Genomic DNA, 25,359 nt, shown 5'->3' with positions numbered 1-25,359 from the left:
CATCATAGCAGCGCAGGCAGGGTTCCCGGCTGTCCGTAGTGCTGCTTAACCCTATTCCGAGGGCGCGAATAGCCCTTATTTTATCGCTAACATCGCATGGCCGCCATGATCCGGGATCATCGCAGGATCGGCGGCGCGTCTTTGGGCTGTCGTGCGGATTGGACACCTGCCTTCATGCCGACACCGATGCGGCGGGCCAAGGCGACCCACGGGGTGGCCGTTTCCGCGGGCAGAGTTCGGGTGGCGACCTCCTCGAACAGATCCAGCCAATGGGCAAAGAATTTCGGTTTCACATCGGGCCGTTCGATATGGACCCGTTGCGGATTGCCGTCATAGCAGCGCTCATACAGGATGGCATTGCGCCAGAAGGCGGCGATCTTGTCTTCATGCGCGGGCCAGTCGGTGACGTGGTTGGCAAATACGGGCCCAAGAACCGCGTCTTGCCGGACACGGGCATAAAAGGCGCGAACTTGCGCGTTGATTTGCTCGGGCGTCGCGGGAAAGCGCGGGGGAAGGATGGGTCTGGTCATGACGGCCTGAATTTCGACTCTGTTTTCGGCAGATAGGGTGTTCCGGGGTTACGGAACAGAGGTGGTTTTGTCGCGCCCATCCGGCGTCAGCAGATGCCGCAGCAGGGCCACCGGGTGCGCCCGCAGGCTGAGGCGGGTGGCGACGTAATCTTCGACCACCTGTTCGCCCAGCGTCATTTGCGGCAGATAAGCCTCGGGTTCGTCCAGCGCCTCGCCCTCCAGATCTTGCGAAAACAGGGGCAGAGGCTTGGCTGTGGCAATTGCCTTGGCCTGCCACAGCGCCTCGCGCCGGGTCAGGTCGCAGGCGGCGAAGGCATCAGCCTCGGCCAGCCGTTCGATCACCGATGGTCCAAGGCCTGCGCGGCGCCAGACATCGTCGACCTGGGTGTAGCCGTTGCCGCGCGCGGCGGTCAGCCAGCTGGCGTCTTCCTCGCTCAGGCCCTTGATCTGGCGAAAGCCCAGCCGCAGCGCCAGCCCGCCATGGCCATCAGGCTCCATCACATTGTCCCAAAAGCTGGCATTGATGCAGACCGGGCGCACCTGTACCCCATGTTTGCGCGCATCCCGCACAATCTGGGCCGGCGCGTAGAACCCCATCGGCTGCGAATTCAGCAGGGCGCAGGCGAAGATGCCCGGATGGTGGCATTTGATCCAGGCCGAGGCATAGACCAGCAGCGCAAAACTGGCCGCGTGGCTTTCGGGGAAACCGTACGAGCCGAAGCCTTCGATCTGGGAAAAGCAACGTTCCGCGAAATCCTGTTCATACCCGTTGCGTTTCATCCCGCGCAAAAAGAGCGCGCGGAATTCGCTGACATTGCCATGTTTCTTGAAGGTCGCCAGCGAGCGGCGCAGCCGATCGGCCTGTTCCGGGGTGAAGCCCGCGCCGACAATGGCGATCTGCATCGCCTGTTCCTGAAACAACGGCACGCCCAGCGTTTTGCCCAGCACCTCGCCCAGCGCGTCCGAGGGGAAGCTGACCTCCTCCTCACCGTTCCGGCGGCGGATATAGGGGTGGACCATGTCGCCCTGAATGGGGCCGGGGCGGATGATGGCAACCTCGATCACCAGATCATAGAAATTACGCGGCCGCATCCGCGGCAGGAAGTTCATCTGTGCACGTGATTCCACCTGAAACACGCCGATGCTGTCCGCCTTGCAGAGCATGTCATAGACTGCCGGATCCTCGGGTGGCAGGGTGGCAAGGGTATAGCTGGTCTGGTGGTGCTGGCCGATCAGGTCAAACGCCTTGCGGATGCAGGTGAGCATCCCGAGGCTGAGGACATCGACCTTGAGGATGCCAAGACTGTCGATATCGTCCTTGTCCCAGCAGATGACCGTGCGACCCTCCATCGTGGCGTTTTCGATGGGGACAAGCTCATCCAGCCGACCCTCGGTGATGATGAATCCTCCCACATGCTGCGAGAGGTGGCGGGGAAAGCCGTCGATCTCATAAACCAGCATTAGAGTCTGTTTCAGGCGCCGATCTTCGGGGTCGAGACCAATTTCGCGCATCCGTTGCGCCTCAAGCCCCGAGGCCGAGAAAAAGCCCCAAAGCTGTGAGGAAAGCGCCGAGATTGTATCTTCGGTCAGGCCCATGGCGCGTCCAACCTCGCGGATGGCGCGTTTGCCGCGGTAATGGACCACCGTGGCACAGAGGCCCGCGCGTTCGCGGCCATAGCGGTCATAGATGTGCTGGATCACCTCTTCGCGGCGTTCATGTTCGAAATCGACGTCTATGTCTGGCGGTTCATCGCGCGCCTCGGAGACGAAGCGTTCAAACACCATGGTGCCCATCTCGGGGCTGACCTCGGTGATGCCGAGGCAAAAGCAAACGACCGAGTTGGCAGCCGATCCGCGCCCCTGGCAGAGGATGCTGCGCGAACGGGCGAAATGGACGATATCGCGGACGGTCAGGAAGTAGGGTTCGTATTTCAGCTTGCCGATCAGCGTCAGCTCATGCGCCAGCATTTTTTTCGCCTTTTCGGGCGCCCCGGCGGGATAACGCCATTTCAACCCCTCATGCGCCAGACGGTGCAGGCGCTGGGTCGGGGTTTCTTGTGTGCTGCCCTCGTTGGGGTATTCATAACGCAGCTCGTCCAGCGAGAACGTGAGTTGTTCGCTGAGCGCATAAGCGCGGGCAACGGCCCCCTCATGACCTTTGAAGATGCGTAGCATCTCGGCCCCGGAGCGCAGGCGCTGTTCACCATTGGCCAAAGCGTCCCGACCCAATGCATCCACTTTGCGACGCAGGCGGATGGCAGTCAGCACATCGCCCAGTTTGCGGCGGGTGCCGTGGTGCATCATCGGTGTCGCGCTGGCGAGCGTTAGGATGCCAAGCTGTTTTGCTTCAGTCTCTAATAAAGAGAAAAATGCGCTATCGGCGCCATCATACCGGGGGTGCATCAACAGATGCATCCGCCCGGCAAAGCGGCGCGTCAGCTGCTGCGCCTGTGTCCGCCACGCGCCCGCGCCGCCCGGAGAGCCCGCCGCCTGTGGCCACAGCAGCAGGTGGAGGCCATCGGAAAATTCGAGCAGGTCAGACAGGTGCAGGATGCAGTCGCCCTTATCGGCGCGCAGGCGGCCTTTGGAGAGGATGCGGCACAGGTTGGCCCAGCCCTGCCGGTTCAGGGGCAGAGCGGTAACCATGGGCGCATTGGTGAAGATCAGTCGCGCCGCCGGGATCAGGCGGGGAACCGCGTGGATGGGATAGGAGGGCGGCTTGGGGATATGATCGGGGCAGGGTGGCCCGATTGAGGTATTCTGCGCCTCCCACGCCAGCCGTTCGCGGACCTTGCGGGCGAGCTCGCGCGCCTGAGTGTGGGCGCGGACGATCCCGGCGACCGAGTTGTCATCGGCAATCGCAATGGCGGGTAGGCCCAGGGTGACGGCACGCTCCATATACTCCTCGGGGTGCGACGCCCCGGTGAGGAAGGTAAAATTCGACGTGATCGACAGCTCGGCATACATGGCGATTCCACATTATATTCACGTTTTGTTCTTTTTCGAGTCCTTTGCGCAGGAAACGGGTCGATTGGGTCCGGTCGCACGGGCATGGTCAGCAAAAAGGAGATCCGAGATGTTCAAAATCACCGCTTTGCCCACCAACGATGTACGCGCTCTTCAGGCAGGTGGCGCGGATGCATATGGTTCAACGCCGGAACGCGCTGTTTCGACGGGTGCAGGTAACCCGTGCCGCCACTGCCTGCGACATATCCCCGAGGGCGATGAGATGCTGATATTGGCACATCGACCTTTTTCAAAGACACATCCCTATGCGGAAACCGGCCCGATCTTTTTGTGTGCAACACCATGTGATCGGTACGAGGAAGACGCGCTGCCCGAAATTCTGACCACCTCGCCCGACTATCTGATCAAGGGCTACGGTACGGATGACAGGATCGTCTATGGCACTGGGGCGATCACGCCGACGGATCAGATCGGCGCAAAAGTCAGGGATATCTTTTCCCGATCCGACGTTGCCTATATTCACGTGCGATCCGCGCGGAATAACTGCTATCAGGCGCGAATAGACCGGGCTTAAAGCTTGACGCGGTGGATGCCCCGGCGTGGCTGATCCTGATCATCCGCCGGATGATCTTCGGTACGGGACGAGGTCAGGGCAAGGAATACATCCTCAAGATCGGCCTCTTCGGTGCGGACGTCGCGGATGCGGATATTCGCGGCGCGCACCGATTCCAGAACCTGTTCGGCGCTGGTCTGGATGTTTCGGTATTGCAGGACAAGGCTGCCATCATCGCGGAGAGCTGCCTCGACGCCTTCTGACACAGGCAGATCAATGATCGGGCTGTCGGGCACAATCACCATGGTGCGGCTGTCCAAGCGGCCCAGCAAGTTGGCCGTGCTGTCCTGCGCGACCTTTTCGCCGTGGTTGATAATGGCGATCTCGTCGCACATCTCCTGCGCTTCTTCCAAGTAGTGGGTGGTCAGGATGATGGTCATGCCCCGTTCGTTCAGCTTGCGCACATTGGCCCAGAGCATCTGGCGCAGTTCGATATCCACTCCCGCTGTGGGTTCATCAAGCACAAGGATTTTCGGGTGATGCACCAGTGCCTTGGCCAGCAGCAACCGCCGCCGCATACCGCCCGAAAGAGTGCGGGCATAGGCCTCGGCCTTGTCGCTGAGACCGACCAATTCCAGAATCTGATCACTGCGCCGTTGGGATTTCGGAACGCCATAGAGACCGGCCTGAACCTCAAGCGCGCCGCGCGGGGTGAAAAACGGGTCGAGGTTGAGCTCTTGTGGCATTACACCAATGGCCGATCGCGACTGGCGTGGATTCTGATCCTGGTCGAAGCCCCAGATCGCCACGCGACCCGCCGATTTTACCACCAGACCAGCCAGAATATTGATCAGGGTCGATTTTCCGGCACCATTCGGGCCCAGCAGACCAAAAACCGAGCCGCGCGGGACGGTCAGGTCAATGCCTTTCAGCGCATGCTTTTCGGGCTGACCCTTGCCTCCGCGATAGGTTTTGCGCAGCCCTTCGATCCTGATTGCCGCGTCGCACATGTGGCACTTGCCCCCGGTTTGATCATCGCTCATAAACGCACCTAATACATGCCCGCGTGGCCGACAACCGAAGAAGGATCGCCAGCCGTGACCATCGAAGCGCCGGAAACCAAGATCGTCGAAACCGCCCGTGTTGCCTGTGATGGCGGCGAAGGTGCGTTGGGCCATCCGCGCGTGTGGCTGCAAATTCCAGAAGACGCAGGCTGGGTTGAATGCCCCTATTGCGACTGCAAATATGTTCTGGCCGGGCATCAGACTGACGCCTGAGCCTGTGTTGCCCTGTGTGGGCATTGAGTATTTATGAAAAGATGAAGTTTGCGGCTGCGGTGCGGGTGGCTCTATCGTTGCGCCCGTGGCATTAGTGTTTTCGCAAACGATCAGAGAGGGCGCGAAATGACCACGAATTTCGGAAAAGGGTGTCACCTGCATCTGATCGACGGATCGGCCTTTATTTTCCGGGCCTATCATGCGCTGCCGCCACTGACCCGCAAGTCGGATGGGTTGCCGATTGGGGCTGTTTCGGGCTTTTGCAACATGCTGCAGAAATATGTCGAGGGAAACACCGGGGCAGATGCGCCGACCCATGTGGCAGTGATCTTTGATAAAGGTTCTCATACTTTCCGGAACGATCTTTACGACCTCTACAAGGCCAACCGCGAGGCGATGCCCGAGGATTTGCGCCCACAGATGCCGCTGACCCGCGAGGCGACAAAAGCGTTCAACATCGCCTGCAAGGAGATGGAGGGTTATGAGGCTGACGACATTATTGCGACCCTCGCCGTTCAGGCGCGGGATGCAGGTGGCCGTGTGACCATCGTGAGTTCCGACAAGGATTTGATGCAGCTGGTCGGGGACGGCGTCGAAATGCTGGATGCGATGAAGAACAAACGCATTGACCGGGATGGCGTGGTCGAGAAGTTCGGGGTCGGACCGGAACGTGTGGTCGATGTTCAGGCGTTGGCCGGTGACAGCGTCGACAATGTTCCGGGGGCGCCGGGAATCGGGGTCAAGACGGCGGCTTTGCTGATCAACGAATTCGGCGATCTGGAGACCCTGCTGGACCGGGCAGATGAGATCAAGCAGCCTAAACGCCGCCAGACCCTGATCGAAATGCGAGACCAGATCGAGCTTTCGAAGAAACTGGTTCAACTGGACGAGAATACACCGCTGGATTTCACCTTGGACGACCTTGAGGTGAAGGACCCCGATGCGGACACGCTGTTGGCGTTTCTGGCTGAGATGGAGTTCCGCACCCTCACCAAGCGTATCGCTGACAAGCTGGGGGTTGAGGCTCCGGTGATTGCCGACGCTCCTGCGCCAGCGGTGGAAGCGGTCGAGGCCGAGGTGATCCCGTTTGACAGCTCGAAATACGAATGCGTGCGTGATGCAGCGGCCCTGCAAAAGTGGATTGACCAGGCCTATGAGCGTGGTTGGGTTGCTGTGGACACAGAGACCACGGGCCTGAACGAGATGATTGCCGGTCTGGTGGGTATTTCGCTGTGTGTCGAGGCCGGAGAAGCCTGTTACATCCCGTTGACCCACCGCGATGGATCAGCGGATGATCTGTTTGGCTCGGATGCTTTGGCAGAAGGGCAGATGCAATTGGATGAGGCCCTGAGGCTTTTGAAACCGATGCTCGAGGACCTGTCGGTCCTCAAGATCGGGCAGAACATGAAATATGATGCCAAGATCTTCAGGCGGTATGGCATCGACGTGGTACCCATCGACGATACGATGCTGATGTCCTACGCCATGCATGGCGGTGAGCATGGGCATGGGATGGACACCTTGTCCGAGCGTTATCTGGGCCACACACCAATCCCGATCAAACCGCTGCTGGGGTCGGGAAAATCGGCAATTACCTTCGACAAGGTCGCGATTGACGAGGCCACGGCTTATGCCGCCGAAGATGCGGACATCACCTTGCGTTTGTGGCAGCTGTTCAAGCCGCAATTGCACCGGGCGCAGGTGACCACGGTCTATGAGACGCTGGAACGGCCGCTTGTGCCGGTGCTGGCCGAGATGGAGATGCATGGCATCAAGGTCGACCGTGATGTCCTGAGCCGGATGTCCAACGCATTTGCCCAGAAAATGGCCGGGTTAGAGGCTGAAATTCACGAGCTGGCCGGAGGAAGCTTTAATGTCGGGTCGCCTGCTCAGCTGGGCGAAATCCTGTTCGACAAAATGGGTCTGGAAGGTGGCAAGAAAGGCAAGACCGGCAAATACTCGACCGGCGCTGATATTCTGGAAGACCTCGCAACCGAGCATGAACTGCCGCGACGTGTTCTGGACTGGCGGCAGCTGAGCAAGCTGAAATCGACCTATACCGACGCGCTGCAGACCCATATCAACCCCGACACAGGTCGGGTGCATACGTCTTATTCGATCACCGGAGCAAATACAGGGCGTCTGGCCTCGACCGATCCGAACCTGCAAAACATTCCGGTGCGGACAGAAGAAGGGCGGCGTATTCGTGAGGCTTTCATCGCCGAGCCGGGCAATGTGTTGGTAAGTCTCGACTACAGCCAGATCGAGTTGCGGATTCTGGCCCATATCGCCGATATTTCGGCTCTGAAACAGGCGTTTTCGGACGATTTGGACATTCACGCCATGACTGCGTCCGAGATGTTTGATGTGCCGTTGGATGAGATGACGCCTGATATCCGCCGTCAGGCAAAGGCAATCAATTTCGGTGTGATCTACGGCATCTCGGGCTTTGGTCTGGCCCGAAACCTGCGCATTCCGCGGGCCGAGGCGCAGGGCTTTATTGATCGTTATTTCGAACGTTTCCCAGGCATTCGCCGCTATATGGACGACACAGTCGAATTCGCGAAAGAGCACGGCTATGTGCAAACCCTGTTCGGGCGCAAGATCCACACGCCCGAGATCAATGCCAAGGGGCCACATGCCGGGTTCTCGCGCCGCGCGGCGATCAATGCACCAATTCAAGGTACTGCGGCGGATGTGATCCGGCGCGCGATGGTGCGAATGCCGGACGCGATCAACGGGTTGCCTGCCAGGATGCTGTTGCAGGTTCACGACGAGTTGCTGTTCGAAGTGGCCAAAGATGCGGTGGATCAGGTGATCGACGTGGCCCGAGACGTGATGGAGGGCGCCTCGGATCCTGCGGTCAAACTGGATGTGAAGCTGGTCGTGGATGCCGGGAAGGGGGCGAACTGGGCCGAGGCGCACTAGCGGCGTTGTTCATCAGGCCTCGGCGGGCTGTCCTTGCAGCGGGTCAGCCCTGCGGCCTGACCATACGGTTCACCATTCGTTGCACGGACGGGCCAAACAGCAGGATTACGGTGAAGGCAATGGGCCAGCAAAATGCCCAGGACGCCATCCAGTCGCCAACTGTGCCGGGGTTAAACCCGATTGCTTTGACCGTCGCGATCCCCGTTACAATCAAGGACATGAGGCCGGACATGATCAGGCTGAAAATGGCACGGGCATAGCGGGCTGGTATCAAGGCAGGCATCCTAATGGTCGCAATGCCCTTGATGTGCGGTATCTGAATGAAAATTACCAGTGCAAGTCCCGCATCCAGTCGAGTGTGTCGCAGGTGCGTTGAGTTGAGGGTGTGTATTCCGCGCTGATCCAGCCGCTATAACCTGCCGCGTCCATGGCCGAGAACAAGGCCTTGAAATCCGTTGGTCCGCGACCCGGTTCCGTGCGATCCGGGGCTGCGCCAACTTGGGCATGGACCACCTGCGGATGAAAGCGGTCCCAGACAGCCAGCGCGTCGCCATGGATCATATGGGCGTGAAAGCTGTCATATTGCAGGCCGACATTCGGGCGATCCACCTGGTTGAGAACCTCTGCTGCCAGATCGTAATCGTTCAAAAAATATCCGGGCTGTGAAACCGGGTTGAGCGGCTCGATGGTGAATTGTTGCTGTGGGGCGAAATCGGCGGCCCATTGCAGATTTTGCACAAAACAACTCAATGCATCCGGCCCGGTGGCGTATCCGGACATGATGTGGATCAGGCCGGGGCGTAGCACCCCTGCATATCGCAGGACACGGCGAATGTCCGACTGGAACCGCGATTGACCATCGGGGATTGCTGCGTAACCCGGCGCACCGCCGGTGTAGTTGGGCGGTGGCGCGTTGATCAACACAAGCTCCAACCCGTTGGCAAGCAAGGCACGGCGGGTTTCCGTCGCGGCGATGTCGTAAGGAAACAAGACCTCGACCGCTGTGAACCCAGCATCTGACGCAGCCTGAAATCGCTCCAGGTAAGGCATTTCGGTAAATAGCAGTGAAAGGTTGGCAGCAAATCTGGGCATGAGCGGTCAGTGGTTGTGTTGATCCGACCATAACCAAGGGATGATTTTCGAGGAAGGGATCGAAAACGACAGATTGTCGAAAATCGACCAGATCGCTTGCACCGAATCAGCAAGGGTCCGCTCAGCACGGCGCGTCATTACGGGTGCCGTCTTAACAAAAGGTCCGAATCCAATGGCGATGAGCCCGGAACCCGTACGCGGGGCAACTACCGCTATGTCTGGTGGCCGAAACCCTGCGTTGTCAGGGAATGGGCTGGCGGTTGCCTCCATGATTACCTGGGCAGCGGGGTTCCCGGCGGCGGAAGTTTTGCTGCAAACCTGGCCCCCTGTTGCATTGCTGACCGCGCGCCTGGCGCTGGCGATTGCCGTTCTGATACCGGTCTGGATCCTGCTGGATGGCCCCAGCAGAGTGTTACGCGCAAGATGGGGTCGGGCGATGGTTGTCGGCGGCTTTGGTTTTGGCTTTGCCATGTTTCTGCTGATCGTTGCGCAGAAAATGACGGACCCGGTGACAGTCGCGATCATTGCATCCTGCGCGCCTTTGCTGGCAACGGTACTGGAGCTGATGGCAGGAACCCGACGGCTGAAGTGGACCTTTGCGTTGGGTGTTCTGGTGTCGGTTCTGGGTGGGCTGATTGCAACCAGCACCGCCGCGCCCGAACAGCTGGGGCTGGGCGCGGTTCTGGCGATCCTTGCAACGGGCCTGTTTTGCTGGGGCAGCATGGCCACTGCGCGCGACTTCCCCGAACTCAGTCAGATCGGGCGCTGTACAATTACTTTCGTCGGTGGGTTGCTCATGGCCGCAGTGCTGAGTTTTGGGGCGGCCCAGCTGGGCATGGATGTGCTGCCAACCGCCGCCATTGATGGGCAGCAATGGGGGATGCTTGGGATCTATGCCTTGATATCACTGGGGCTCAGCCAAGTGTTGTTCATCTCGGCCGTGGGAAAGCTGGGCGTGGCGCTGGCTTCGTTTCACATCAATATCGCCCCGTTTTACGTGATGCTGATCATGCTGATGCTGGGTGAAGACTGGAACTGGACCCGTGCGCTGGGCGCGGGCGTAGTCGCCTTGGCCGTCGTGCTGGCCCAGGATCGCGCTCCACGGTCAGCCAAGATCGGCTGAAGGGATCAGCGGGAAGAATTGCCCACCTGACCAGACACCAAACCAGCCCTCATGGTGGCCGCCAATCTCGACAAGGCGATAGAAGCTTTTGCGATCTATGCGCGCTTCGAGGTTCGTGCGGATCAGTATGTAGGGTGACGGTTCTTCTGTTTCAGGATCGATTACAATCCGGATTGGATGCGCGGGCCCTGCAACAGCGATGTCGTCCACTTGTGTGCGAAAGGTCAGGTCTTGCGTCCGACCTTCGCCGGTTTGCTCGAAATCCACGGCGATGAACGGCGCGTCCTCGACAGTGATTCCCACCTTTTCAACCGGCGTGACCAGATAGTATTTCCCGTCTTCTTTCTTAAGAATTGAGGAAAAAAGCTTCACAAGCTCGAACCGATTGATGGGCGAGCCTAAATAACTCCATGTACCATCTTTTGCGACACGGATGTCCAGATCGCCACAAAACGGAGGATTCCACAGGTGAACGGGCGGTAAACCCCGGGTTTTGGCGGCTTTTACCGATGCGGCCAATCCGTCGGGCGAGGGTTTCACAGGTTTTTGTCCGCTCATTGCTTTTGCCATTTCCTCTCAGCGCGATACACTTCAATCATATTCGTCCACGGAAGGGAAAGTCATGAACGAACCTGCCGACCTCGTAGCCGAGATCGAAGCGCTGGAAAACAAGCTGCAAGAGGCCAAGGCCTCGATCACCCGCCGCTTCATCGGGCAGGAAAGGGTCGTTGACCTGACCCTGGCTGCGCTTTTGTGCGGTGGTCACGCCCTTCTGATCGGTCTGCCGGGCTTGGGCAAGACGCGTCTGGTTGAAACCCTGTCAACGGTGATGGGGCTGCATGGCAATCGCATTCAGTTTACGCCCGACCTGATGCCAGCCGATATTCTTGGATCTGAGGTGTTGGATACGGCCGATGATGGCAGCCGTCATTTCCGTTTCATTCCCGGCCCGATCTTCTGTCAGCTGCTGATGGCGGATGAAATCAACCGCGCAAGCCCGCGAACGCAATCCGCGCTGCTGCAGGCGATGCAGGAGCGTACGGTGACAGTAGCCGGTGAGGACCGTTCCCTTGGTGTGCCATTCCACGTTCTGGCCACGCAAAACCCGATCGAACAGGAAGGCACCTATCCCCTGCCCGAAGCGCAGCTGGACCGGTTTCTTGTGCAGATCGATGTAGAATACCCCGACCGCCAGACCGAGCGGGATATTCTGCTGGCCACGACCGGTGTTGACGAAGACGAAGCACATCAGATTTTCAGCAAGGAAGAACTGCTGGCTGCGCAGGTCTTGCTGCGTCGGATGCCGGTCGGGGACTCGGTTGTCGAACTGATCCTTGATCTGGTGCGGGCCTTCCGCCCAGAAGAAGCGGGTGTATCCGAACGGGTTGCTGAAACCGTCGCGTGGGGTCCTGGGCCACGCGCTGCACAGGCGCTGATGATGACGGTTCGGGCACGTGCGATGTTGCAGGGGCGTCTGGCACCCAATGCCGAGGATGTGCTGGATATGGCGCGCCCGGTGCTTAGTCACCGGATGGCTCTCAACTTTGCGGCACGGGCACGCGGCGACAGTTTGGCCGACCTGATCGACTCGACTGCTGTCGGGTTGATCCGGACCGAGGCGGCAGCGTGAATGCCGCGCTGACCCTTCGCGAAAGATCCGAGGCCGAGGCATCGCGGCTGCCGCCCCTTTTGGCGCGGGCCGAGCATCTGGCGGGCACCGTTCTGCTGGGTGACCATGGACGGCGGCGCTCTGGCATGGGGGATGATTTCTGGCAATACCGCCCAGCACAGATCGGGGACAGTCGCCGGATGATCGACCACCGCCGCTCGGCGCGTGGAGATCAGCAATATGTGCGGGAACGCGAATGGCAGATCGCGCAATCGGTAATGCTTTGGGTCGATCAGGGGGCGTCGATGCGGTTTGCGTCCGACAAATCGTTGCCGACCAAGGCAGATCGCGCCCGGCTTTTGGGACTGGCAACGTCCATCCTGCTGGTCCGCGGTGGAGAGCGTGTTGGCCTGACAGGCACGACCTTGCCACCCCGGCGTGGCAATGCGCAGATCATCCGGCTCGCGCAAGCCTGGTCCGAGGATGATCAAACGGATTACGCCCCGCCTGAACATCGCGCCATGATCCCGCATGCCCGTGCCGTGTTCATTTCGGATTTTCTTGGTCCAATGGACGAAGTTGAACTGGCCCTGACCAAAGCCGCAGACCGTGGTGTTCGCGGCGTAATCCTTCAGGTGCTGGACCCGGGCGAAGAGACATTTCCTTATCGTGGGCGTACGATTTTCGAAAGCGTCGGGGGGTCCGTCCGGCACGAAACGCTCAAGGCGGCAGAGCTGCGGGACCGCTATCTGCAACGCCTCGCCCACCGTAAGGATGCGCTGACGCAGCTTTGCCGGGCGACTGGCTGGCAAATGGGCCTGCATCACACGGGCGATAGCGCGCAAGCGGCTCTGTTGTGGATATATCGTGCGCTGGACGGGGGAACGCGATGACGGTTCTGGCGGGCATCGGCTTTACCGCTCCATGGGTGCTGCTGGGTCTTCTGACCCTGCCGATCCTGTGGCTGATCCTGCGCGCGGTGCCGCCGGCGCCGATCCGTCGGATGTTCCCGGCGGTGACGTTGCTCTTGGGCCTGAAGGATGACGAAAGCGTTTCGGACCGCACGCCGTGGTGGCTGTTGCTGCTGCGGATGCTGGCAGCTGCGGCGGTGATCATAGGTCTGGCCGGTCCGGTTCTGAACCCGTCGCGGGATGAGATTGGGTCCGGGCCGCTGCTGATGGTGCTGGATGCCAGTTGGGCTGGCGCGACCCGATGGTCGGCCACGCTGGATCAGATCGATGCGCAACTGACCGAGGCTGGCCGCGCAGGGCGCACGGTGGCTATCCTGCGCCTGACCGAACCGGAAACACCCGTTTTTCAGGCGGCCGAGGCTTGGCGGGGACATTTGCCGGGATTGATGCCCAACCCATGGCAGCCGACAGAACCTCAGATCGCACAGACCATTGCGGCATTAAAATCAATTGATGGCGGGTTTGATACTCATTGGTTCAGCGACCGGCTGGATTATGTAGATCATGCGGCGCTGGTCTCCAGCTTGGAGGCTCGTGGCGATGTGGTGGTGTTTCAGGCGGCGTCCCGGCCCATGGCGATCCTGCCAGCCGCTTATCAGGACGGGTTGATCCAATTGACAGTGCAGCGCGCGGGCCCCGGACCCGAGGAACGTGTGACAGTATTGGCACAAGGGCGCGACCCGGCCGGAACGGCGCGTGTGCTACATTCAGTGGAACTGACCCTTGAAGCCGGGAACGCTTCGGCGCAGGTCGATCTGGCGCTGCCATCCGAACTCCGCGCGCGGATCACGCGGTTCGAAATCCAGGGCCAAAGGTCTGCCGGGGCCGTGACCCTGACCGATGACAGCCTGCGTCGGCGCGAGGTCGCGCTGATTGCCGGGAGTTTGAACCGCGAAGGTCTGGAGCTGCTGTCACCCCTGCATTATCTGACTCAGGTCCTGAGCCCCACGGCGGATTTCGTCGATGGTGGCCTACCCGAGGTTCTGCCCGCCAATCCGGATGTCATTGTTCTGTCCGATGTGGCCCAGATGTCGGAACCGGAAAAGGCGGACCTGATTGAATGGGTCGAACAGGGCGGTTTGTTGCTGCGCTTTGCCGGCCCGCGCATGGCGGCCAGCGATCTTGGGCGCGACATCGAAGACACCCTGCTGCCTGCACGGCTGCGCAGCGGTGGTCGATCTGTCGGCGGCGCGATGAGCTGGGGTGAGGCCAAGACCTTGGCACCATTCCCCGAAACCTCGCCCTTCTATGGACTGGACATCCCTGATGACGTGGTCGTTTCCACTCAGGTCATGGCACAACCAGACCCTAACTTGGCGGATCGCGTGATTGCCTCACTGTCTGACGGCACACCTTTGGTGACTCGTAAGGCGTTGGGGTTGGGGCAGGTGGTGTTGTTCCATGTGACCGCCGATGCAGAATGGTCGAGCCTGCCACTGTCGGGCCTGTTCGTTGAAATGCTGGATCGGCTGGCCGTGGCTTCGGCTGCAAAGTCCCGGCAAGAGGCTCAGCTACTGGGAACAACATGGGAGCCGGTACAAATCATGGACGGGTTTGGCACCTTGTCAGATGCCGGAACCCTGGCCGGTGTCGACGGGGTTGAACTGATATCGGGCCAGATCGGGCCGGAACTGCGCCCAGGTCTTTATGAAAGTGGCAAGCAGAAGTTGGCGTTGAACGTCGTTTCGGAAGAAACTCAGCTGCGCCCTGTTGTCTGGCCCGCGAATGTGCCGATCAAAGGGCAGGAGGTCAGTACGGAAACGCCACTGGGCGGTCTGTTGCTCAGCCTTGCACTGATTTTGCTGACAGTCGATGTTATTGCATCGCTTGCTTTGTCGGGCAGGTTGGGTTTGGCCCGAACGACGGCCGCTGCGCTGGCCGGTTTACTGCTGGTCCCCGAAGGTCACGCACAAACGCCTGAGGACACCGAGTTTGCATTGGCTGCGACCCACGAACTGGTATTGGCGCATGTCCTGACTGGCGACGCTCAGGTGGATGATATTGCGCAAGCCGGGTTGCGGGGACTTGGTCAAACCCTGTTCTATCGCACATCGGTCGAACCGGCAGACCCCATTGGTGTTGATCTGGAACGGGATGAACTGGCGTTCTTTCCGTTGCTTTATTGGCCGATCTCAGCAAGCCAGTCGCAACCTTCGGCCGAGGCTTATGTGAAGCTAAACGCCTATCTGCGGTCCGGGGGGATGATCCTGTTTGACACGCGTGACGCGGATATCGCCGGTTTCGGTGCCTCCAGCCCAAATGGCCGCAAACTGCAACAACTGGCCGGACCGCTGAATATACCTGCATTAGAGCCGATTCCGCGCGATCATGTTCTGACACGCACGTTCTACCTGTTACAGGATTTTCCGGGCCGATATTCAGGCACCGAGGTTTGGGTTGAAGCCGCGCCGCTGGATGCAGAACAGATCGACGGGATGCCTTTCCGCAATCTGAACGACAATGTGACGCCGGTGGTCATCGGCGGCAATGACTGGGCCGGTGCCTGGGCGGTGGATCGCCACGGGCAGGCCCTGTTGCCCGTCGGGCGCGGTTATGCCGGGGAACGGCAACGCGAGTTGGCCAATCGTTTTGGTGTCAATCTGGTGATGCATGTGCTGACGGGGAACTACAAATCCGATCAGGTTCACGTGCCCGCCCTTCTGGACAGGTTGGGACAATGACAGGAACCGTCATCTTCGATCCGCTGATCCCGTGGGCGATGCTGCTTGTCGTGGGTATGATTGCCGTGGCCGGAGTCGTTCTGGCTTTGTGGCGTGGATTGTCGGGATGGGCCTTGCGTGGGTTGGCGGCGCTGGTGATCATCGCTGCGCTGTCCGGCCCGGTCTATCAGATCGAGGATCGTGCACCTCTGACAGATATCGTTCTGATGTTCGAGGATGAAAGCGCCAGCCAGGCGCTTTCAGACCGGGTGGAACAAACGGCTATGGCCGCAGAGGATTTGGCCACCGAGATCGAGGCACGCGACAATACAGAACTGCGCCGCATCCGGGTCGGCGATGGTGAAGGCGATGAGGGCACGCAGATCATGGCAGCCCTGAACGAGGCCCTGGCCGAAGAGCCGCGTGCGCGTATTGCCGGTATCCTCGTGGTGTCCGACGGGATAGTGCATGATGTCGATCAGGCCCCGGATCTGCCCGCACCGATGCACCTGCTGCAAACCGGGCGGGAAAGCGACTGGGATCGCAGGCTTATTGTCCGAAACGCCCCTGCTTTCGCCATCATTGGTGAATCGGTGACCTTGACCCTGCGCGTCGAAGACAGCGGAGCTGCCCCCGCAGGTGCAACATCTGCACCGTTGGAAATTTCGGTGGATGGGGGCGAGCCCGAACAGTTCAGCATTCCAATCGGTCGCGATGTCGAACTGCCCGTCACATTGCCCCATGGCGGGCGCAACGTGATCCAGTTTTCCGTTCCTCAGGCTGAGGGCGAGTTGACCGACCGCAACAACACGGCCCTGATCCAGATGAACGGCGTAAGGGACCGCCTGCGCGTGCTGCTGGTCTCGGGTGAACCGCATCCGGGTGGTCGCACGTGGCGTAACCTGTTGAAATCCGACAGTTCTGTTGATCTGGTGCATTTCACCATCCTGCGCCCGCCTGAAAAGCAGGATGGTGTGCCGGTGGACGAGCTGTCGCTGATTGCCTTCCCGACGCGTGAGTTGTTTCTGGAAAAGATCAACGATTTCGACCTGATCATCTTTGACCGCTACAAGCGGCGCGGGATTCTGCCTGCGATCTATCTGGACAATGTCACAAGCTACATCAACGAAGGCGGCGCGGTCCTGGTTGCCGCCGGACCTGATTTCGCCGGTGCCGACAGCATCTTCCGCTCGCCCCTGGCGCCAGTTCTGCCAGCTCAGCCAACCGCGCGGGTGATCGAGGAACGATATGTGCCGATGGTCAGTGATCTGGGGCATCGTCACCCGGTCACGACCAACCTTGGAGAATCCGAGGATTGGGGGGCGTGGTTGCGACAGATCGACGTGAAACATCGCTCGGGCGACGTGCTGATGACCGGGGTCGAGGATCGTCCGCTGCTTGTCCTGAACCGTGTCGGCGAAGGGCGCGTTGCGATGCTTGCGTCTGACCATGCCTGGCTTTGGAGTCGTGGCTTCGAAGGAGGGGGTCCGCAGCTGGAGCTGTTGCGCAGGCTGGCCCATTGGATGATGAAGGAACCGGAACTGGAAGAAGAGGCGTTGTGGGCCGAGGCCAACGGTCAGTCCATGCGCATCATTCGTCAGACGCTCGGGACAGAAGTCGGCCCGGTAACAGTCACCTTGCCGAATGGCGAGACGTTGGAGATTACTTTGAAAGAGGTTTCTCCGGGTCGGTTTGAAGCGCAGTATTACGGCCCCGAGATCGGCCTTTATCGTTTGCAGGAAGGCGACCACATGGCTGTGATCGGCCTTGGCCCTGCTGCACCGAAGGAGTTCGAGCGCACCATCGCGACTGGTGATGTCCTTGAACCGGTGCTGGCCAGGTTGCGGGGCGGTGTGATCCGGTTGGAAGATGGGCTGCCGTCGATCCGCAACGTACGCGCCGGACGCCCCGCCGCCGGTCGGGGCTGGATCGGTCTGACCCCACGCAACGCGTATGAGACGCGGGATGTCACGCAGGCCGGGTTGCTGCCGCCCTGGCTTGTCTTGCTGCTGGCTGGAGGCTTTCTGCTGGGCGGTTGGCTGCGGGAAGGGCGGCGTTAACGCTGGCCCATTGCTGTTCTTTAACGGGAACCGGGCGCGCTCTGGTCGATCCGGAACGAGGCCCGGTCGGATTGGCCCTGTGCATCCACCACCACAAGTGAGGTAAATCCGGGTCCGGGATTGGGAATTTCGAATTCTCGCTGCCGTTGCCCGGTCAAGACAGGCACGCCGTTGGTCAAAACGGAAAACGGCCCGACACCACCGCGTAGTTTCACCGTGAGAGGGCTCCCGAAAGTCTCTAACACAGCGTTTTCTGGTGGAAACAACAGATCAGGTGCGGTTTGGTCCGTTTCGAAAGCCGCCGCGCGGGGCCGGAAACGTTGCAACGGTTGCGGCAATTGCGCCGCGCCAACCAACAGTGTTGATGGTGGCGGTGGGCGCAGGGGCGTGAGTTCGGGTTTCAGCAGGCCGAAAGCCTCGGTCAGAAGCGGCGCGGCAACGTCCCCTCCGAATGCGCCGGGAACAGGTGTGCCATCCGCGCGTCCCAGCCAGACCCCGATGACATGCTGCCCGTCAAAACCAATGGCCCAGGCATCGCGGTGCCCATAAGAGGTTCCCGTTTTGAAGGCCAGCGCCCCTGAAGTGCTGCCCGTGGGTGGTGTGATCCCGGATAGGATATCCGCAATCTGCCATGCTGAGGTTTCGGACAAAACACGAGAGGTGAGCCGTGCATCAGCCAGGGCGTCATGGCGCAGAATCGGGCCTTGCCCACCAGCGGCCAGCGTCACGTAGATCTGCACAAGATCATGCAAGCTCAGACCGACGCCACCCAAGGATATTGCCAATCCGGGTGTACCACTGCTCAGGCGCGGTTCTGATCCTGCTGTCCGCAGTGCTGCCATCACGCGCGCAGGGCCCAGCTCGTGCGTCAGGCGCACGACAGGGATATTCAGCGACAATTGCAGCGCGTCCCGAACCCTTACATCGCCCCGGAAAACGCCATCGAAGTTTCGCGGGGCGTAACGCCCGAACATCACCGGGCTATCGCGGATCAGGGTTTCCGGATGGGCCAGCCCCTGATCGAATGCCAGCCCGTAAACCAGAGGTTTCAGCGTCGATCCGGGCGACCGCACGGCTTGGGTCATATCCACGAACCCTTGTCGTGCATCCTGATACCCGGCTGACCCGACCGAGGCCAAAATCTTACCGTCGCGATGATCTGCCACGATCAGCGCAGCGGACACGTGCGGCCCGACGCGCGCAGCGGCCCGAGCGACCACAGTTTCCAACCGGGCTTGCACCCCTGCATCCAGGGTCAGATCAAATACACCGGTTGCACGGGTTTGGCCTTTCACGCGGTCGGTCAGATGGGGTGCAAGGCGCGGAAACGGGATCATTTGATCAGGAATGGTTTCCGTCAGGGCTGCGTGCGTCTCAGCCTTGGTCAATACGCCGTGGCGCTCTAACCTGCGCAAAATCCGATCACGGGCAATTTGGGCTGTCTCGGGTCTGCGATCCGGGCGCCGCGCCTCCGGGGATTGCGGCAAAGCGACCAGCAGGGCCGCCTGTGCGGCGGTCAAACGGGTTGCTTCTTTGCCGAACCAGGCGCGGGCACCGGCACGGATACCTTCCAGATTGCCGCCATAGGGGGCATGGGTCAGGTAGAGGTTCAGGATCTGTGTCTTGCTCAGCTGCCGTTCCAGCGCCAATGCGACCCTAATCTGGCGAAATTTGCCACTCCAACGCCCGGTCGATCCATCTTCGATCAGCCGCGCGACCTGCATGGTCAGGGTTGATCCGCCCGAAACCGCGCGCCCATTCCAAAGGCTTTGCCCGGCTGCGCGCAGCAACGCGACAGGGTCCACGCCCGCGTGGGTCCAGAAACGTTTGTCTTCGTACCGGACCAGCATGGTGGTGAAATTGGGATCGACTGCGCCGGGTTGCAGCCTCCAGATGCCATCTGCAATCGGGAACACGCGCAGAAGGTCACCGTTACGATCCCGTATCTCGACCGAAGTTTCAGTCAGAACAGGCGGCAGCACTGTGGCGTCGACCCAGCGGTCAACGCCATCCCGCGCCAATGCCGCCAGATAGAGAGCGCCGGCCAACGCAAATAACAGGCGCGGCACCCTAGGCATGAGCGCCGCCCAAACAAGGATATGAACGATGGCCGGTCACTGCACCTCGACCCGTCCCGTCGCCGTTCGTGCGCGGTTCTGGGGGCGATACATATCTTCGACCGAGGCCGCCGGATGGTGGAACACGCCCGGTGTGACGGCACGGGCGACATAAGCCAGCGTCACGGTCTGGCGTCCAGACAGGTCAACCGCAGCCAGGAACCTGTCCAATCGGAACTCGGTATGCGTGGCATCAGACAGATCCAACCAGTCCAGCGACCGTACATCGCCCGATCGCAGCAGGTTCGGGTTGTCGATCTCGATCCCGGCGGCAAGAGGATCGTCTACCATCAGACGCGCCCCACCGTTTTCAAACGGCGTGACCGTCAGAACCGTGACGAACCGGTCCCCCACGGCAAAGCGGCCTGCGTCAATCAGATCGCCGTCCATCGAATAATACTGCCGTTCGATTGCATAGCCGGTGCCACCAGCCCCTGGCGGATCCTCGGGGATTCCGGTCACCGTCAGGGTGATATCGGTTGCGTGACCGTCGGTCGCAGTGATATTGACCTCCTCCGCCTGCCCGGATTGCAGAACCTGAACAAAGGGGCCGGAAACTGACACGCCATTGACCGTCAGGCCGGACCCTGAAGGGTCTGACACCAGCGCGTGCGCCGCCAACAGGGACCACGCGGCCTCTTGTGTGGACAGGGGTGTGCGGCCCGTGCTTACCCGTTGGATCAATGCGTTGCGGTCAATCGCCTCGCTGCCTGCATCTACGGCTAGGGTCAGCAGGCCCGCCGCATCCCGCAGGCGGGTGCCGTAATCCGCGCGCCAGTGGTTTTCCTGATCGTTCGGCACCTGTTGCAACATCCGCGCCGCACGGGCGAACATCACGTCTGCGCGGGTTTGGTCCCCGTACGACGCCAGCGCAGCGCCCAGTTGTGCGGCTGCCAATGGCGTGTCAAAAGCATCCCCTTTGACATCCGCATAGTAGCGCAGATCGCCCATCGCCGCCGCGCCTTCCCGCGCAAGAACCATCAGGGCATAAGCGATATCCTGACCACCTTCGTCGAAATCCGGCGCATAGTTGACCCGATTGCGCAGGTTATCCATGGCCTGCGCAAAAGCCCGATCCGGCACCGGGTGCCCGTGCGCACGGGCGCGCGACAGGAAATCGGTTACATAGGCGTCCAGCCAGAAATCACCGCTGCCTGCGCGCCACAGGCCAAAGGCACCGTTTGCAGCCTGACGAGTCAGGATGCTTCGGATTGATTCCGTGATGCGTTGATTCACCTCCGGGCCATTGCCCAGCCCCGAGGCCTGCGCGACGGATGACAGGTAAAGCAGCGGCAGCGCCTTGCTGGTGATCTGCTCGGTGCAGCCATAAGGGTAACGGTTCAACTGATCCAGCAGGCCGGGCATATCGAACTTTGCCAGTGCTCCGGCGGACAGAATGGCCTTGGCCGAGCCGGGTTGAAACCCATCAAAAACATCCTGTGAAAACAGAAAGCTGTCACCCGCACCCAGCGCAAAGCGCCGTGTCCGGGCAATCACGGGATCATTGGCCCGCACCGGCATCCGAAGGGTTTGCGACAGATCGCGCCCGTCTGGTGTGGTGATGGAAACGCTGATCTCTGGATCGCCAATAACATGGGCCGTTACAGGGATGTCGAACACCGCTTTGCCACCATCCTCCAGCAGAAAGCTTGCCGGTACCGGGCCCAGTTCCAGCCCACCAGTGGTGGTCAGGCCAAGCGCCATGTCTCCGGATGTGCCATCCGCATGGACAATCTCAAGCCGCATCCGACTTTGATCGCCGGGGGCCAGAAACCGCGGCAGACTGGCAGTAACCACCACCGGATCGCGGACGATCATGTCAGCTTCGGCCTGACCGACGGCTTTTTGTGACCACGCGACGGCCATCAGTCGGACCGTACCATTGAAGGCGGGCAGGGGGATGTCGACCTCAACCGCGCCATCCGCACCGACCTGAACCGGGCCGCTGAACACCGCCATCAGATCTTGCGTCGGTGGCGGGGATTGGCGGCGCATCCCGTTGTCATTGTCGCCGCCAGAGCGAACCGTACCCATCGTTCCGTTCATGCCGTTGATCAGCCGCCCGTAAACATCACGCAGGTCCACACCCAGCCGACGTTGCCCGAAATAGTACGCTTGCGGGCTTGGGCTTTCGAACCCCGTCAGGTTGAGGATGCCCACATCCACAGCAGCAAGGGTCAGCCAGACTGGATCATCGCTTGCAACATTTTCGACCCTAACAAGGGCCTTCTGTGTTTGACGGGGCGAGGTAACCTCGGGCACCTCAATGGCAACCGACAGCGTGCGATCCGCAGGATCAATGGCAGCATAGGCGACGCCCATGGCGCGTGCCGGGTTCTGACCGGCCGCAACATCCATCGGTCGGATCACCGTGGCAGTGACATAGGCACCTGCACCCCAATCTTCTGTCACCTCTATCGGGATAACACTCTCGCCCTCCTTTACGGCAACCATCTGGCGATGGATCAGTCGGTTCGACAGCACTTCGACTTGGGCGATACCTGCCATGCGCGGAACGATGCGCAGCTGTGCGGTTTCCCCGGCGCGATAGCTGTCGCGATCCAGCGACATCTCAAGCCGGTCAGGCGTGGTCGAAGCATCTGCGGCCTGATACCAGCCTGCGTGGAAATCGACAGCGGTTTCCGTAAAGGTGCCATCAATACGTTGGACCACCAGTTCATAACGGCCCCAGTCCACGGGTTGGGACAACGTCAAAGGAATAGTGGCGACGTCAATCTCTCCGGTGGCAACGCGAGTGCGTCTGGTTGTCGGTTCCCAATTCCAGTTTCCGTAAAGCTGATACCATTGATACCGCGTTTCGATCTTGTTCAGCGTCCAGCGCAGGCGCATCGGGCTGGGGCTCAGGTCGGGTGCAAGGCCGATGATCTGAAACGCGGCCTCGGTACCTTCAGGGAGTACGTCTTCGAACAGGGGTTTGACACCGATGACAGGTTGCGGCGGCAGGACAGGAACGCTCAGGTGACGTTCAACAGGGCGGCCTGAGCCGTCAGCCAGTCGCGCAATAACCTCGGCTTCAATTGGCTTCCCTTCCGTCTCTAACACAGGGATTTCAACGGCAATAGATGCTTTGCCGTTTGCATCTGTACGCGTGTCACCAAAATAGGTGCTTTTGATCGATGTCTCGGCGTCATAGCGGCCAAAGCGATACCCGTCGTAGCCCGGCACTGTGTCCGCCGGGCGTGCGATAACCTGACCGTCGATGCTCAGGTCCGACCCCGGCGCACCAAACAGATAGCGCGCGTCGATCGAAAGCGGAGGGCTGTCGCCGGGACGCAGGGGCGCGTCCGGCAGGGTCAGCTCAAAATCTATACGTTCCGGCAGGAAGTCTTCTACCAGCACTGTTTGCCGCGCCAACGCATCGCTTTTGGGATCAGACCTGATCTCGATCCGCCAAGCACCGCGCGGTGCATCCTCCGCAACAGGCAGGGCAAAGATATGCCCCCCGGCGACGCCGCCATCCGAGACGGTTCGGCGGTATTCCACGCCGTCAGGGCGATACAGGATCGCAATCAGGGGCAGGCCCTCGATAGCCTGCGCCTCACCATCGCGCGACAAGGCGGTGAGGTGGATCACCTCTCCGGCTCGATAAGCGCCGCGATCCGTGGCTAGAAAAACATCAACCGGCCCCGCAGGTGCACGTCCTTCAACACCACGATCTGACAGGTCAAAGGCAGGATCGGTCAGGGATAGAAAGCTGAAGTCACTGTCCCCGGTCGATGCCATCACCAGCGCGGGCGCACTTGCCCCCTTGCCCCGTGTCAGGCCGGGATCGAACCGGACATAACCCGATTCATCCGTTCGCGCTTCGGCGATGACCGCATTTGCGCTTGTGACCAGTGAAACCTCGACACCTTCACGGGGTGCCGCGTCGCTCAGCCCGCGCACCGTGACGTGCAACCCGTCGGTGCCAAGCACGCTGCTGATCCCAAGATCGGACAGAACAAACCATTGCGTTGCGCCCGGGTCGTCATAGGGATCAGCCCCCGGAACACGGGCGGTCAGAGCATAAATACCGGCGGGCTGATCCGCGATCGCCTCGGCCATGGGCAGGCGCGCCGTCATGGTCTGGTTCAGTTCGTTGGCCACTTCGGCGATGCCAGTCCAGATATCCTCGGCAATTTCATCGGAAAATTCTGCTTCCTGCCATTCACTAAGCGGACGACCGAAGAAATCCTGCTGCACCGCGCGCAACAGGTTCCGGTCGCTGACCCTCCGCAGGATCAGGTTCAGCTCGGTGACGTTGACCGTTTCAACGGGCAACGCAGCATCAGCGGATTTCGGCAGAACGTAGCTGCGCCCGGGAAACCGGACCGAAGGCGCCCGGTCGCGCACGTAATGGGCAAGCTCAACATTGCGGTTCAGCGCCTCGCCCGAGGCGGAGGGCAAGCCTTCGCGTAGCGTCAGGCGATAGCGCTGACCATGGGCGACACCGCCAACGCACAGCTGCCTGCCCTCAGCCTGTACCACCAACCCGTCATCGTTGCGCTGGACAAACGGATCATAGTCGACCCCCGCCTTGACCAACGGTTCCGAAAACTCGACGCAGATCAGCGGCGTGGCGGCGTCGCTTTCGACAGAACTGTCGACCACGCGAAACCCGTATTTCCCGATGGCATCATTCAGTGCGGCCAGTACATCCTCGCGCGGTTGGATTTGCTCGGCCAGCCGCAGCACCGGGATCATATCGCGCCCACGCTCGACCTCCTCCAGGGCGCGGGCCAATGTCATCAGGGCGGCAATCTGCGTGCCGGGAGCGTCCGCGCGCAGAAAGCCATTGGTTGCGGCATTCAGCGCACGGTTGCGCAGGTCGCGCCTTTCACTCCAGTCCGAAGAGTTTGTCTGCAACAACAGGCGCGCGTATTCCACCCACAGATCAGGCGCATCGCTGAGCGATACGGCCTCACCAATCCAATTCATCGCCTGCCGCGGGCTGCTCGCGCTGCGCGCCGCGTCCAGAACAGCCTGCAGGTCGTTACCCTGTGCCATATGCAAAAAGCCCAGATCGCGTGCCTGATCTGCGGCCTGCTTCAGGTCGGCAGTACCAAGTACATTCAACGTATTTGCACGCGTTTTTGCCAATGTTTGGGTCTGATCTGGAGTAAGCACCTTCTGCGCAGACACAGCCCCCTGATAGGCCTCTTGCCGGTTTACACCGCTTTTTGGAAAGCAGGCATTGGATCGGGTGTTGTAGGTGAACGCGGTGCAAAGTGTATTGGCGGAACAAGCCTGAATGCAGGACTTCAGATCGGTATCGAAAAGGGCGTCCAGATCCGAGCCATAAAAATCTGCGTCCCGTGTCGTGATGTAGCGGAAATCAGGCACTGCATCTTGCGCCTGGGTGGCGCCGGGCTGGACCAATAGTGAAAAGACGTAAGTTATTGAAATAAAAACAAAGCGGCGCATGGTGCCCTCCTCTTTGGGCACAGCGTTGCATGGTGTGCGCCTGTTGTG

At 60.5% G+C, this 25,359-nt stretch carries 16 protein-coding genes; 8 read left to right on the top strand and 8 right to left on the bottom strand.

The features are described from left to right. Positions 1–116: 116 nt before the first annotated feature. Together ACR0M9_RS05035 and ACR0M9_RS05030 are read right to left on the bottom strand one after the other, a co-directional pair. Positions 117–530: a group III truncated hemoglobin gene (locus ACR0M9_RS05035; RefSeq protein WP_480482659.1), complete on the bottom strand. Its 414-nt coding sequence runs from the start codon at positions 528–530 to the stop codon at positions 117–119. A gap of 48 nt (positions 531–578) precedes the next feature. Further along, positions 579–3,497 carry an error-prone DNA polymerase gene (locus ACR0M9_RS05030; protein ID WP_480772999.1) on the bottom strand — a complete coding sequence of 973 codons (2,919 nt, stop codon included), beginning with the start codon at positions 3,495–3,497 and terminating at the stop codon, positions 579–581. Between the two features lie 109 nt (positions 3,498–3,606). On the opposite strand from ACR0M9_RS05030, the gene ACR0M9_RS05025 reads away from it, so the two are divergent. Next, on the top strand, positions 3,607–4,071 hold the full coding sequence (locus ACR0M9_RS05025) for a DUF1203 domain-containing protein (protein WP_267364402.1): 465 nt from the start codon (positions 3,607–3,609) through the stop codon (positions 4,069–4,071). Here ACR0M9_RS05025 and ACR0M9_RS05020 read toward each other — a convergent pair. Then, complete coding sequence (locus ACR0M9_RS05020) at positions 4,068–5,060, bottom strand: ABC transporter ATP-binding protein (RefSeq protein WP_480773110.1); 993 nt, start codon at positions 5,058–5,060, stop codon at positions 4,068–4,070. The genes ACR0M9_RS05025 and ACR0M9_RS05020 overlap by 4 nt on opposite strands. Positions 5,061–5,147: 87 nt before the next feature. Between ACR0M9_RS05020 and ACR0M9_RS05015 the strand changes: the two genes are divergently transcribed. Together ACR0M9_RS05015 and polA are read left to right on the top strand one after the other, a co-directional pair. Beyond that, positions 5,148–5,327, top strand: a complete 180-nt coding sequence (locus ACR0M9_RS05015; protein WP_267364399.1) for a zinc-finger domain-containing protein — start codon at positions 5,148–5,150, stop codon at positions 5,325–5,327. 126 nt (positions 5,328–5,453) lie between these two features. Then, the gene (gene polA, locus ACR0M9_RS05010) at positions 5,454–8,255 is read left to right on the top strand and encodes a DNA polymerase I (protein ID WP_480772998.1); all 2,802 of its coding nucleotides are present in this window, start codon (positions 5,454–5,456) and stop codon (positions 8,253–8,255) included. A gap of 43 nt (positions 8,256–8,298) precedes the next feature. On the opposite strand, the gene ACR0M9_RS05005 is transcribed toward polA, so the two are convergent. Together ACR0M9_RS05005 and ACR0M9_RS05000 are read right to left on the bottom strand one after the other, a co-directional pair. Then, the gene (locus ACR0M9_RS05005) at positions 8,299–8,529 is read right to left on the bottom strand and encodes a DUF2798 domain-containing protein (RefSeq protein ID WP_480772997.1); all 231 of its coding nucleotides are present in this window, start codon (positions 8,527–8,529) and stop codon (positions 8,299–8,301) included. 53 nt (positions 8,530–8,582) lie between these two features. Continuing rightward, positions 8,583–9,347, bottom strand: a complete 765-nt coding sequence (locus ACR0M9_RS05000) for a hydroxypyruvate isomerase family protein (RefSeq protein ID WP_480772996.1) — start codon at positions 9,345–9,347, stop codon at positions 8,583–8,585. A 268-nt stretch (positions 9,348–9,615) separates the two neighbouring features. Here ACR0M9_RS05000 and ACR0M9_RS04995 point away from each other — a divergent pair, with 268 nt between their 5' ends. Beyond that, entirely contained in the window at positions 9,616–10,470 is an 855-nt protein-coding gene (locus ACR0M9_RS04995) for a DMT family transporter (protein WP_480482669.1), read from the top strand. Here ACR0M9_RS04995 and ACR0M9_RS04990 read toward each other — a convergent pair. Beyond that, entirely contained in the window at positions 10,453–11,028 is a 576-nt protein-coding gene (locus ACR0M9_RS04990; protein ID WP_267365918.1) for a DUF1285 domain-containing protein, read from the bottom strand. The genes ACR0M9_RS04995 and ACR0M9_RS04990 overlap by 18 nt on opposite strands. A gap of 64 nt (positions 11,029–11,092) precedes the next feature. Here ACR0M9_RS04990 and ACR0M9_RS04985 point away from each other — a divergent pair, with 64 nt between their 5' ends. From ACR0M9_RS04985 to ACR0M9_RS04970, 4 genes are read left to right on the top strand one after another with little or no spacing between them, the layout of a single operon-like run. Next, entirely contained in the window at positions 11,093–12,100 is a 1,008-nt protein-coding gene (locus tag ACR0M9_RS04985) for an AAA family ATPase (RefSeq protein WP_267365919.1), read from the top strand. Further along, positions 12,097–12,972 carry a DUF58 domain-containing protein gene (locus tag ACR0M9_RS04980; RefSeq protein WP_267365920.1) on the top strand — a complete coding sequence of 292 codons (876 nt, stop codon included), beginning with the start codon at positions 12,097–12,099 and terminating at the stop codon, positions 12,970–12,972. The genes ACR0M9_RS04985 and ACR0M9_RS04980 overlap by 4 nt, the downstream gene beginning before the upstream one ends. Next, entirely contained in the window at positions 12,969–15,731 is a 2,763-nt protein-coding gene (locus ACR0M9_RS04975; RefSeq protein ID WP_480772995.1) for a DUF4159 domain-containing protein, read from the top strand. The genes ACR0M9_RS04980 and ACR0M9_RS04975 overlap by 4 nt, the downstream gene beginning before the upstream one ends. Then, entirely contained in the window at positions 15,728–17,770 is a 2,043-nt protein-coding gene (locus ACR0M9_RS04970) for a hypothetical protein (RefSeq protein WP_480482675.1), read from the top strand. The genes ACR0M9_RS04975 and ACR0M9_RS04970 overlap by 4 nt, the downstream gene beginning before the upstream one ends. 20 nt (positions 17,771–17,790) lie before the next feature. On the opposite strand, the gene pbpC is transcribed toward ACR0M9_RS04970, so the two are convergent. Beyond that, entirely contained in the window at positions 17,791–19,848 is a 2,058-nt protein-coding gene (gene pbpC / locus ACR0M9_RS04965; protein WP_480772994.1) for a penicillin-binding protein 1C, read from the bottom strand. Positions 19,849–19,884: 36 nt separating this feature from the next. After that, on the bottom strand, positions 19,885–25,311 hold the full coding sequence (locus ACR0M9_RS04960) for an alpha-2-macroglobulin family protein (RefSeq protein ID WP_480772993.1): 5,427 nt from the start codon (positions 25,309–25,311) through the stop codon (positions 19,885–19,887). Between the last annotated feature and the right edge of the window lie 48 nt (positions 25,312–25,359).

The sequence above is a fragment of the Ruegeria sp. CH2 genome, assembly GCF_056537065.1.
Note: the sequence above shows the minus strand (reverse complement) of the source record. Positions and strands in the feature narration are given on the sequence as shown.